Origin of the sequence: Streptomyces sp. ICBB 8177, assembly GCF_003144095.1 — a bacterium.
Classification (GTDB): Bacteria; Actinomycetota; Actinomycetes; order Streptomycetales; family Streptomycetaceae; genus Streptantibioticus_D.
Genome location: NZ_NSKH01000003.1, coordinates 55474 through 67944 on the forward strand (window position 1 = coordinate 55474; position 12471 = coordinate 67944).

At 73.2% G+C, this 12471-nt stretch carries 6 protein-coding genes and 1 pseudogene; 6 read left to right on the plus strand and 1 reads right to left on the minus strand.

What is annotated here, in order from left to right; genetic code table 11:
• Window positions 1-269: 269 nt before the first annotated feature.
• The 4 genes from CK485_RS03245 (at window position 270) to CK485_RS03260 (ending at window position 6578) form a co-directional block, all read left to right on the plus strand.
• Window positions 270-1679 carry a diaminobutyrate--2-oxoglutarate transaminase family protein gene (locus CK485_RS03245; RefSeq protein WP_109447526.1) on the plus strand — a complete coding sequence of 470 codons (1410 nt, stop codon included), beginning with the start codon at window positions 270-272 and terminating at the stop codon, window positions 1677-1679.
• A complete protein-coding gene (locus CK485_RS03250; RefSeq protein ID WP_109446710.1) occupies window positions 1676-3535 on the plus strand; it encodes an IucA/IucC family protein in 1860 nt (619 codons plus the stop codon). The genes CK485_RS03245 and CK485_RS03250 overlap by 4 nt, the downstream gene beginning before the upstream one ends.
• 21 nt (window positions 3536-3556) lie before the next feature.
• Entirely contained in the window at window positions 3557-4375 is an 819-nt protein-coding gene (locus CK485_RS03255; RefSeq protein WP_109446712.1) for a GNAT family N-acetyltransferase, read from the plus strand.
• A 112-nt stretch (window positions 4376-4487) separates the two neighbouring features.
• Complete coding sequence (locus CK485_RS03260; RefSeq protein ID WP_109446714.1) at window positions 4488-6578, plus strand: ATP-dependent DNA helicase; 2091 nt, start codon at window positions 4488-4490, stop codon at window positions 6576-6578.
• A gap of 173 nt (window positions 6579-6751) precedes the next feature.
• Here CK485_RS03260 and lexA read toward each other — a convergent pair whose 3' ends face one another.
• On the minus strand, window positions 6752-7567 hold the full coding sequence (gene lexA / locus CK485_RS03265; protein ID WP_109446716.1) for a transcriptional repressor LexA: 816 nt from the start codon (window positions 7565-7567) through the stop codon (window positions 6752-6754).
• Between the two features lie 742 nt (window positions 7568-8309).
• Here lexA and nrdR point away from each other — a divergent pair.
• Together nrdR and CK485_RS03275 are read left to right on the plus strand one after the other, a co-directional pair.
• Window positions 8310-8744 (plus strand): annotated as a pseudogene (nrdR, locus tag CK485_RS03270) (transcriptional regulator NrdR); the annotation flags it as partial.
• A gap of 464 nt (window positions 8745-9208) precedes the next feature.
• The gene (locus tag CK485_RS03275) at window positions 9209-12103 is read left to right on the plus strand and encodes a vitamin B12-dependent ribonucleotide reductase (protein WP_109446718.1); all 2895 of its coding nucleotides are present in this window, start codon (window positions 9209-9211) and stop codon (window positions 12101-12103) included.
• The last annotated feature ends 368 nt before the right edge of the window (window positions 12104-12471 follow it).

Sequence of the window (12471 nt, forward strand, 5' to 3'; positions counted from 1 at the left end):
TCCGCGGGCCCTCCGTCGTCACAGTCGTCAGCGTCGTCGAAGTCGTCAGCGTCGTCAGGGTCGCCGAGTACGCCGACCCACCCGGGAGGTAACGCCTCGTGGCCGGACCGCCGTCCATCGCCCCGTCACCGCCGCACGGCGGACCGTCCGCTCACGGGGACGACACCGGCGGCGCCCCGCCCACGCGTCCGGGCGGGACCGGCGAAGCTCCGTCCGCCTCGTCCGCGTCCTCCGGCCCGGGTGCCGCGTCCGCCCCGGACGTCGAGGCCATGGGCGACGCGCGGGGCCCCGGGGACGAGGCGGCGGGCGAGGGCATCCTGCGCAGGCAGGCGGCCCGCGAGTCCGCCGCCCGCACCTACGCGCGCTCGCTGCCCATCGTCCCGGTCCGCGCCCGGGGGATGACCGTCGAGGGCGCCGACGGCCGCCGCTACCTCGACTGCCTGTCCGGCGCCGGATCGCTGGCCCTCGGCCACAACCACCCGGTCGCGCTGGAGGCGATCCGGTCGGTCCTCGACTCCGGCGCCCCGCTGCACGCGCTCGACCTCGCTACCCCGGTCAAGGACGCCTTCACCACCGCCCTGTTCGAGACCCTGCCGCCCGCGCTGGCCGATCGCGCGAAGGTGCAGTTCTGCGGCCCGGCCGGCACCGACGCGGTCGAGGCCGCGCTGACGCTGACCCGCACCGCGACCGGCCGGCACGGCCTGCTCGCCTTCTGCGGCGCGTACCACGGCATGACCGGCGGCGCGCATGCCGCGAGCGGCGGCACCGCGGCCCGCCCGCCCGCCGCCGCGACCGGCGTGACGCGGCTGCCGTATCCGTACGACTACCGCTGCCCGTTCGGCGTCGGGGGGCGGCAGGCCGCCGAGTTGTCCGCCCGGCTCACCGCCAACCTGCTGGACGACCCCGCCGGCGGCGTCGAACCCCCAGCCGCGATGCTGGTCGAACCGGTGCAGGGGGAGGGCGGGGTGGTGCCCGCGCCGGACGAGTGGCTGCGCCGGATGCGGGAGATCACCGCCGCGCGCGGCATCCCGCTCGTCGCCGACGAGGTGCAGACCGGCGTCGGTCGCACCGGCGCCTTCTGGGGCACCGACCACAGCGGCGTCGTGCCCGACGTGATGGTGATGTCCAAGGCGATCGGCGGTAGCCTGCCGCTCGCCGTCATCGTCTACCGCGACGACCTCGACGTCTGGGAGCCGGGCGCCCACGCGGGCACCTTCCGCGGCAACCAGCTGGCGATGGCGGCGGGCACGGCCACGCTGCGGTTCGTCACCGCCAACCGGCTCGCCGAGCGCGCCGGTTCGGTCGGTGCCCTCATGCTCACCCGGCTGCGCTCGCTCGCCGCACACCACCCCTGCGTCGGCGACGTCCGCGGTCGCGGTCTGATGATCGGCGTGGAACTCGTCGACGCCGAGGCGGAACGCGACGAGTACGGCGCGCTGCCGGCGGACCCGCGACTCGCCGCCACGGTGCGGGCCGAGGCGCTGCGCCGCGGCCTGATCGTCGAACTCGGCGGCAGACACGGTGCGGTCGTACGGCTGCTGCCCCCGCTCACCATCACCGACGAACAGGCCGAAGCGGTCCTGGACCGGCTGGCCGACGCCATCGACGCGGCCGAACGGGCCGTCCGGCGCGAGCGCCGCGCGGCGGACCCCACCCCCTGCGACGGAGCCCAGCGATGACCGCCCACCCCTCGACGCCGTCGCCGAACGGCGCCACCCGCACCCAGCCCACCCCCTCGGTGCCCGCGCCCCGGGCCGCCGGGGACGACCCGCTGGAGCAGCCCGGCGCCCACGCGGCGGCCGACGCGGCCACCACCGAGAACCTGCTGCGCTGCTGGGTGCGCGAGACCGGCCTGCGCCCCGAGGACGGCGACGGCACGGCCACGTCCGCCACCGGCCTCGTCCTGCGCGTCCCGCTGGCGGCGACCGGCATCGTGCTGCGGGTGCCGGTGCGCCACTGGTCGCTCGCCGGCACCCACCGCTTCGGCCCGCCCACCGTCGAGGGCGTCGCCTCCGAGGCCTGCCTGGACGCGGTCACCCTCGGCGCGCTGCTCGCCCGGGAGTCCGGTGCCGCACCGGCCGACGGTGCCGATCTGGCCGCCCGGATCGCCGACTCCGTGCGCCGCACCGCGCTGTTCCTGGAGGAGCGCAGGGCCCGGCCCGCGCCACCGGCGGGCACCACCGCGTTCCTCGACGGCGAACAGGCGCTGCTGCTCGGCCACCCGCTGCACCCGACGCCCAAGAGCCGCGAGGGATTCACCGACGCCGAGGCCCGCGCCTGGTCACCGGAGACGCGCGGGTCGTTCGCGCTGCACTGGATGGCCGTCGACCGCTCCGTGCTGGCCACCGACTCCGCGTGGACGCAGCGTGGCAGGCCGGTGCCCGCCGCCCGGATCACCGCCCAACTCGCGGGCCGCGGGCCCCGGTTGCCGGAGGGAACGGTGGCGTTGCCGGTGCACCCCTGGCAGGCCCGCGAACTGCGCCACCGGCCCCAGGTGCGGGCTCTGGTGGAAGCCGGGCTCCTGCACGACCTCGGGCCGCACGGCGACCCGTGGTTCCCCACCTCTTCGCTGCGCACCGTGCACCGGCCCGGCGCCCCCGCGATGCTCAAGCTGTCGCTCGCCGTACGGGTCACCAACTCCCGCCGGGAGAACCTCCGCAAGGAACTCGTGCGCGGCGTCGAGGTGCACCGGCTGCTGCGCGGCGGCCTCGCCGCCCAGTGGCACGCCGTCCACCCGCGTTTCGACATCGTGCGCGACCCCGCCTGGCTCGCCGTCGACACCCCGGACGGCGAACCGGTGCCGGGCCTGGACGTGGTGCTGCGCCACGCGCCGTTCGGCGACGGGGACGACGTGTACTGCCTGGCCGGGCTCACCGCGCCCCGGCCCCGTCCCGACCGCCCCGCGACCGAACTGCGTTCCCGACTGGCCGAGTTGACCGCCCGGCTCACCGCGCGCACCGGCCGTCCCGGCGCGGCGGTGGCCACCGAGTGGTTCCTGCGCTATCTGGACGCCGTGATCCGGCCGGTGCTGTGGCTGGACGGCGAGGCAGGCGTGGCGCTGGAGGCCCACCAGCAGAACACCCTGGTCGTGCTGGACGGCGAGGGCTGGCCGGTGGGCGGCCGCTACCGCGACAACCAGGGCTACTACTTCCGCGAGTCGCACCGCGCGGCGCTGGCCGCCCGGCTGCCCGGCATCGGCGAGGTCAGCGACACCTTCGTGCCCGACGCCGTCGCGGACGAGCGCTTCGCGTACTACCTGGGCGTCAACAACGTGCTCGGCCTGATCGGTGCCTTCGGCGCGCAGGGACTGGCGGACGAACGCGTGCTGCTGGCCGCGTTCCGCCGCTTCCTGGCCGAACGCGCCCGCTCCGGGGCCTCGTCACTTCCCGAACTCCTGCTGCACAGCCCGGTGCTGGGCTGCAAGGCCAACCTCCTGACGAGGGTCCGCGGTCTCGACGAACTCGTGGGCCCGGTGGCCACCCAGTCCGTCTACGTCACCATTCCCAACCCACTGGCCGCCACCGCGGCGGCGTGAACCACGAGGAGGGCGCCGACGATGCCGCCCACTGACGCAAGGACCGGCGAGGCAAGGGCCGGCGACGTCGCAAGGACCGACGGACGGGGCGCGGAAGGGCGGGGGGCCGACGGGGAAGGGGACGCGGGCGGGACGGGTTCCGGCACGTCCGCGGTGGCAGGCGGGTGCGAGGACACGCTCGACCTCGACCTGCACGCTCCCGTCCCGCTCCCCTCCGTCCCCGTGCCCTCCGCCGCCGCTCCGGCGGAGCCTCCTGATCCCGGCGGCGACGACCCGCTGGACGGCGTCGCCGGCTGGGGGCCGGCGACCACGCCGCTCGGCGCCTTCCACCTCGTCCCCGTCGAGGTGGAACGGGACCTCGCGCTGCTGACCGGCTGGATGAATGATCCGGCCGTCGCGGAGTACTGGCACCTCGCGGGCCCGCCCGGCACGACCGAGGCCCACCTGCGCGCCCAGCTCGACGGCGATGGCCGCAGCGTCCCGTGCCTGGGCGTGCTCGACGGGACGCCGATGAGCTACTGGGAGGTCTACCGCGCCGACCTCGACCCGCTCGCCCGCTACTACCCGGCCCGCCCCCACGACACCGGCCTGCACCTGCTGATCGGCCGCATCGCCGACCGCGGCCGGGGCACCGGCGCGGTGCTGCTGCGGGCGGTCGCCGACCACGTGCTGGACCGCCGCCCGTCCTGCGCCCGCGTGGTCGCCGAGCCCGACCTGCGCAACACCGCGTCGGTGGCCGCGTTCCTCGCCGGCGGCTTCCGCTTCGCCCTGGAGACCGAACTGCCGGACAAGCGCGCGGCTCTCATGATCCGCGAGCGGGCGCTGCGCGAGCTGCTCTGACGGACCCGGTCGTCGGCGTGCGAGGGCGCGGGGGCCGGTCACCGGCGTGCGTGACCGTCATCGTTCGAACGCGGCGACCGCTGTCAGTGGGTCCGCGTAGGGTGGGACACCTATGACCAAGCCCGCCCTCACCGAACTCCTCCACGCCGCCGTGACAGCGGTCGGCGGCGTGGAACGCCCCGGCCAGGTCACGATGGCCGAGGCCGTCGAGACCGCCGTGAACGACGGTTCCCACCTGCTGGTCCAGGCCGGCACCGGCACCGGCAAGTCGCTCGGCTACCTCGTGCCGGCGCTGGCGCACGGCGAACGCGTCGTCGTCGCCACCGCGACCCTCGCCCTCCAGCGCCAGCTCGTGGAGCGCGACCTGCCGCGCACCGTCGAGGCGCTCAGGCCGCTGCTGCGCCGAGAGCCGCAGTACGCGATGCTCAAGGGCCGCTCCAACTACCTCTGCCTGCACCGCCTCCACGAAGGGGTGCCCAGCGACGAGGACGACGGGCTGTTCGACCCGGTGGAGCAGATGGGCGGACCGACCAGCAAACTCGGCAAGGACCTGGTGCGGCTGCGGGACTGGGCCGACGAGACCGAGACCGGCGACCGCGACGCGCTCACCCCTGGTGTCTCCGACCGCGCCTGGGCGCAGGTGTCGGTGACCTCGCGCGAGTGCCTGGGCGCGAGCAAGTGCGCCTACGGGGCCGAGTGCTTCGCCGAGGCCGCCCGCGAGCGGGCCAAGCTCGCGGACGTCGTCGTCACCAACCACGCGCTCCTCGCGATCGACGCCATCGAGGGCGCTCCCGTCCTGCCGCCGCACGAGGTGCTGATCGTCGACGAGGCCCACGAACTGGTCTCCCGGGTGACCGGCGTGGCCACCGGCGAGCTGACCCCCGGCGGTGTCAACCGCGCGGTCAAGCGCTCGGCCCGGCTGGTCAACGAGAAGGCCGCCGACGCGCTCCAGACCGCGTCCGAGGGCTTCGAGCGCCTGATGGAGCTGGCGCTACCCGGCCGCCTGGAGGAGATCCCGGAGGACCTCGCCTACGTACTGGCCTCGCTGCGCGACGCCTGCCGCCTGGTGATCACCGCGCTCGGCGACGTACGGGACAAGTCCGTCCAGGACGAGGACGCGGTGTACAAGCAGGCCCTGGCCGCCATCGAGAACGTGCACGGCGTCGCCGAACGGCTGCTCGCGGGCTCGGAGTACGACGTGGTGTGGTGCGAGCGGCACGACCGCTTCGGCGCCTCGCTGCGGGTCGCGCCGCTCACCGTGGCCGGGCTGCTGCGCGAGAAGCTGTTCACCGAGCGGTCGGTCGTGCTGACCTCGGCCACCCTCAAGCTCGGCGGTGACTTCAACGGGGTCGCGGCCTCGCTGGGGCTGGCGCCGGAGGGGACCGAGGGGGAGGACCTGCCGGTCTGGCGCGGCACGGACGTCGGTTCGCCGTTCGACTATCGCAAGCAGGGCATCCTCTACGTCGCCCGCCATCTGTCGCAGCCCGGACGCGAGGGCGGACGGACCGACATGCTGGACGAGCTGGCCGAGCTGATCCAGGCGGCCGGGGGCCGCACCCTCGGGCTGTTCTCCTCGATGCGGGCCGCGCAGGCGGCGGCCGAGGCGCTGCGCGGGCGGCTGGACTTCCCGATCCTGCTCCAGGGCGAGGAGACGCTCGGCGAGCTGATCAAGACGTTCGCCGGCGACGCGGCCACCTGTCTGTTCGGCACGCTGTCGCTGTGGCAGGGCGTCGATGTGCCGGGCCCCAACTGCCAGTTGGTGGTGATGGACCGCATTCCGTTCCCCCGGCCGGACGACCCGCTGATGAGCGCGCGGCAGAAGGCGGTGGAGGAGAAGGGCGGCAACGGCTTCATGTCGGTCGCGGCCACCCATGCCGCGCTGCTGATGGCGCAGGGCGCCGGGCGGCTGGTGCGGGCGAGCGGCGACCGGGGGGTGGTCGCCGTCCTCGACCCCCGGCTGGCCAACGCGCGGTACGGCGGATTCCTGCGCTCGTCGATGCCGGAGTTCTGGTACACCACGGACCGCGCCCAGGTCCGCCGCTCCCTGGCGGCCATCGCGGCGGCGGCGGACGCGGCGGAGAGGCCGGAGGCGACGATCTCGGCCGTCACGTCCGGCGTCACGGCGGAGGCGGCCGAGACCGCGGGGGCGGCCGAGACCGCGGAGGCGGCCGAGACCGCGGGGGCGGCGGCGGACGCGTCGTAGAGCGCGCGGGAGGCCGCTGGGCACCGAGGGCGCGGGACGCCTCGTAGGGCACCGAGGACCCGCGCACACGACAGGCGCGCAGGACCTGCGCACACGACAGCCCCGCAGGGTCTGCGCGCACACGACAGGACCCCGGAACCGGCGCGAGGTTCCGGGGTCCCGTGCGAGGCCGGTCAGACCCGCCGCAGCACCGCCACGACCTTGCCCAGGATGGTGGCGTCGTCGCCGGGGATGGGCTGGTACGCGGAGTTGTGCGGAAGCAGCCACACATGGCCGTTCTCCCGCTTGAAGCGCTTGACGGTGGCCTCGCCCTCGATCATCGCGGCCACGATGTCGCCGTTCTCCGCGACCGGCTGGCGGCGGACCGTCACCCAGTCGCCGTCGCAGATCGCGGCCTCGATCATCGAGTCGCCGACCACCTTGAGCACGAACAGCTCGCCGTCGCCCACCAGTTGACGCGGCAGCGGGAAGACGTCCTCCACGGACTCCTCGGCCAGGATCGGCCCGCCCGCCGCGATTCGCCCGACCAGCGGGACGTAGGACGCGGACGGCTTGCCCGTGGTGTCCGTGGGCTGGGTGTGCGTGGTGTCCGAGCCGCGGACCTCGTAGGCGCGCGGCCGGTGCGGGTCGCGCCGCAGGAAGCCCTTGCGCTCCAGCGCCATCAGTTGGTGCGCCACCGACGAGGTGCTGGACAGGCCCACCGCCTGGCCGATCTCCCGCATGGAGGGGGGGTAGCCGCGGCGCTGGACGGAATCCCGGATGACCTCGATGACCCTGCGCTGGCGGTCGGTGAGCCCGGAACTGTCGGCACGGATCCCGGGTGGACGACCGGGCAACGCGCGTGCCGGCTTGGAGGTTTCGTCATTCACCGGGCTCATCGGATTCACTGGGCTCACTGAGGTAACGGAAGTCATCTGTGTCATGGCGTCGAGCCGGTCCTGGGAGCGGTCCTGGGCGGTGATGGTGGCACTGTCTGCGGTGGTGGTCACGGCGGCCCCTCTCTGGTGTTCTCCCTAGTGAGACAACGGTAGTTGGTTTCGAAAGGTTGCGCCAAACACACGTTCGAGTGAAAATTCACGAATCCGCTGACACGATCAAGCTACTGGGTGTAGCTCGCCGAATTGCCCTTTGGGGAATTCCGTGATTGCACCGAGATTCGCCGTTGACGCTCCTGTTGTCGTCCCCGGCGCGTCTCCCGCGCCCGTACCGGGTCCATCATCCCCGCCCGCGCGGCGCACGAGTGCGGCACCCCCACCGCCACCGCGCGTGGCGAACGCGCCGAGTGACGAAGTCCGGGATGCGCGAGGCCGCGTCGGGAGGGCCGGGGCCGCCGCCGCACTCGTCGTCCGCGCAGCCGCTTCGCGTCCGTCATACGGCCGAGTCGCCGTCGCGCCGGAGCGTGGACCGCCGGGCTTCCGGGCCCCGACGCGTTCCGCTCCCGCCGCCGCGGGCCCGTCGCCCCCTGCCCGCCCGCACACCGTACGCCCGCCTCGCGTAGGCTCGCAGGCGCCGCGCCGTGGCGACACGCGCAGGTGCTCCTCGCTCGCACATCCCACATCTAGTGGTTTGATGTCCGGCGTCGGCCTACAGGTTGTGGTCCCGGGGGCGTCATCGCCCAGCGGATCGCCTATGCTTGGGGCTGTGTTCGCAGGGGCCCCTGAGGTCTCTGTGACGCTTGGGTCATACCGTGCGGCGGTGACGCGTGCGGCCGGAGGGTGAGGAGGGAATCAGATGCACTGCCCCTTCTGCAGGCACCCCGACAGCCGTGTGGTCGACAGCCGCACCACGGACGACGGCACGTCGATCCGGCGTCGTCGCCAGTGCCCCGACTGCGGCCGGCGCTTCACGACCGTCGAGACGGCGTCACTCATGGTGATCAAGCGCAGCGGGGTCACCGAACCCTTCAGCCGCGACAAGGTCATCGCCGGTGTCCGCAAGGCCTGCCAGGGCCGCCCGGTCACCGAGGACGCGCTCGCCCAGCTCGGCCAGCGCGTCGAGGAGGCCGTACGGGCGACCGGCAGCGCGGAGCTGTCCACGCACGACGTCGGCCTCGCCATACTCGGCCCGCTCCAGGACCTCGATCTCGTCGCCTACCTGCGGTTCGCGTCCGTCTACCGGGCCTTCGACACCCTCGACGACTTCGAGGCGGCCATCGGCGAGCTGCGCGCGCGGAACGCGGTGGACGCCGGACCCGCCGGTGACGCGGGCACCCCGGAAGCGGCGGGCGGCGAGGATCCGGCGGGCGCCGGGGAGCAGCCGAACGGCGCGGGCGCCCGGTGCGACGCGAGCCGCGGCGGGATCGCCGTGAAGGACACGGGCGCGGCCGATCCGGCCCGCACCCCCATGGGCACCCGCGTCGAGGACGGCCGGTGTCCGGAGCAGGCCCGGGAGCGGCCACCCACCGGCAGGCGCGGCGGCGACGGGGGTGCGGCGGTCCCCGCCCCCGGCGGCCCGGCCACCGGCTGACGACCACGCGGCCCGGAGCGCCCCCGCGGCGCCCGCCCCGCGTCAGACAGCAGGACACCGACACAGACGTGCCGAGGCGCCGGGCGTGCCGAGGCTGCAGACAACATCGTGACGCGGGAAGAACCGCGGCACTTCTGGGCGTTTTGCCCGTATAGGGAGGCGGCATGACAGAGACGGCGAGCGGTTCGGCACGCTCTCGCGCCAAGGGCGGCAAGGCGGCGGCCGACAAGGCGGCGAAGGGACTGCGTGTCGAACGCATCCACACCACGCCCGGCACCCACCCGTACGACGAGGTGGTCTGGGAGCGGCGCGACGTCGTCATGACGAACTGGCGCGACGGCTCGGTGAACTTCGAGCAGCGTGGCGTGGAGTTCCCCGACTTCTGGTCGGTGAACGCGGTCAACATCGTCACCAGCAAGTACTTCCGCGGCGCGGTCGGCACCCCGCAGCGCGAGAGCAGCCTGCGGCAGCTGATCGACCGCGTGGTGAAGACCTACCGCGAGGCGGGCGAGAAGTACGGCTACTTCGCCTCCCCGGCCGACGCCGAGATCTTCGAGCACGAGCTGGCGTACGCCCTGCTGCACCAGGTCTTCAGCTTCAACTCGCCGGTCTGGTTCAACGTCGGCACCAAGCAGCCGCAGCAGGTCAGCGCCTGCTTCATCCTGTCCGTCGAGGACTCCATGGAGTCGATCCTCGACTGGTACAAGGAAGAGGGCATGATCTTCAAGGGCGGCTCCGGCGCCGGCCTGAACCTCTCGCGCATCCGTTCCTCCAAGGAACTGCTCTCCTCCGGCGGCAACGCCTCGGGCCCGGTGTCCTTCATGCGCGGCGCGGACGCGTCCGCGGGAACGATCAAGTCGGGCGGCGCCACCCGCCGCGCGGCCAAGATGGTCGTGCTCGACGTGGACCACCCGGACGTCGAGGCGTTCATCGAGACCAAGGTGAAGGAGGAGGAGAAGATCCGCGCGCTGCGTGACGCGGGCTTCGACATGGACCTGGGCGGCGACGACATCACGTCCGTCCAGTACCAGAACGCCAACAACTCCGTGCGCGTCAACGACGCGTTCATGAAGGCGTACGAGAACGGCGAGAAGTTCGGCCTGCGCGGCCGTCTGACCAACGAGGTCATCGAGGAGGTGGACGCCCGCGCGCTGTTCCGCAAGCTGGCCGAGGCCGCCTGGGCGTGCGCCGACCCGGGCATCCAGTACGACGACACGATCAACCACTGGCACACCTCGCCGGAGTCGGGCCGCATCACCGCCTCCAACCCGTGCAGCGAGTACATGCACCTGGACAACTCCTCGTGCAACCTCGCCTCGCTCAACCTGATGAAGTTCCTGCGCGACGACGACCAGGGCAACCAGACCTTCGAGGCCGAGCGCTTCGCCAAGGTCGTGGAGCTGGTCATCACCGCCATGGACATCTCCATCTGCTTCGCGGACTTCCCGACCCAGAAGATCGGCGAGACCACCCGCGCCTTCCGCCAGCTGGGCATCGGCTACGCCAACCTCGGCGCGCTGCTGATGGCCACCGGGCACGCCTACGACTCCGACGGCGGCCGCGCGCTCGCCGGTGCCATCACCTCCCTGATGACCGGTACGTCGTACAAGCGCTCCGCCGAACTGGCCGCCGTGGTCGGCGAGTACGACGGTTACGCCCGCAACGCGGACGCCCACCAGCGCGTCATGAAGCAGCACTCGGACGCCAACGCGGTCGCCCGCCGGATGGACGACCTGGACACCCCGGTCTGGGCGGCGGCCACCGAGGCGTGGCAGGACGTGCTGCGGCTCGGCGAGAAGAACGGTTTCCGCAACGCGCAGGCGAGCGTGCTGGCCCCGACCGGCACCATCGGCCTGATGATGGACTGCGACACCACCGGCGTCGAACCGGACCTGGCCCTGGTCAAGTTCAAGAAGCTGGTCGGCGGCGGCTCGATGCAGATCGTCAACAACACGGTGCCCAAGGCGCTCAAGCGGCTCGGCTACCAGCCCGAGCAGGTCGAGGCGATCGTCGCCCACATCGCCGACCACGGCAACGTGGTGGACGCCCCCGGCCTCAAGCCCGAGCACTACGAGGTCTTCGACTGCGCCATGGGCGACCGGGCGATCTCGCCGATGGGCCACGTGCGCATGATGGCGGCCGCCCAGCCGTTCCTGTCCGGCGCGATCAGCAAGACCGTCAACATGCCGGAGTCGGCCACCGTCGAGGAGATCGAGGAGATCTACTACGAGGGCTGGAAGCTCGGCCTGAAGGCGCTGGCCATCTACCGCGACAACTGCAAGGTCGGCCAGCCGCTGTCGGCGAAGAAGAAGGACGGCGCGGCGGCGACCGCGCCGGCCGCGACCGAGGCACCGGCCGCCGCGGTCGAGAAGGTCGTCGAGTACCGCCCGGTCCGCAAGCGGCTGCCCAAGGGCCGCCCCGGCATCACCACGTCCTTCACGGTCGGCGGTGCCGAGGGCTACATGACCGCCAACTCCTACCCGGACGACGGCCTCGGCGAGGTCTTCCTGAAGATGTCCAAGCAGGGCTCGACCCTCGCGGGCATGATGGACGCCTTCTCCATCGCCGTCTCCGTGGGCCTGCAGTACGGCGTGCCGCTGGAGACCTACGTCTCGAAGTTCACCAACATGCGCTTCGAGCCGGCCGGTCTGACCGACGACCCGGACGTGCGGATGGCGCAGTCGATCGTCGACTACATCTTCCGCCGCCTGGCGCTGGACTTCCTGCCCTTCGAGACCCGCTCGGCGCTCGGCATCCACTCCGCCGAGGAGCGCCAGCGGCACCTGGACACCGGGTCCTACGAGCCGGAGGGCGAGGACGTCGACGTGGAGGGCCTGGCCCAGTCGGCACCGCGGCAGACCAGCGCCCCGCAGGCCGCGACCACCACGCCGGACCCCGCGCCCGCCCCCAAGCAGGCGCACAACTCCACGGAGCTGCTGGAGATCCAGCAGGGCCTGAACGCGGACGCCCCGCTGTGCTTCTCCTGCGGCACGAAGATGCGCCGCGCCGGCAGCTGCTACGTCTGCGAGGGCTGCGGCTCGACCAGCGGTTGCAGCTGACCGTGTGCCCCTCGCGGGGGTGAACGCGGGGGTGAACCAGCTCTGACGGGGTGCCGGCGCTCGTGCGGGCACCCCGTAGGGCTTCCTGGGCGCGCTTTCCGGTGGCCGCCTCGGGCGTTTCGGCGGTGGGCCGTCGGGCGTTCGGGCAGTCCCCGTCGGGCATGCGGACAGCCCTTGCCGGGTTCGGCGACGGCTGCCGGGTGGTCGTCGGTTCGCGGCGCGCCGGCAGGGCCTCTGTCCGAAGGCAGGCCTTGCGCCTCGTGCGCCGGTGGTGCGCGACTCCCGAGCTTCCGGTTCCCCGGGGGCGAGGGTTTGCCGACGTCGCTTCGCTCGGCGGGGTGGTATGCCGCCGGTAGCTCTGGACGCAT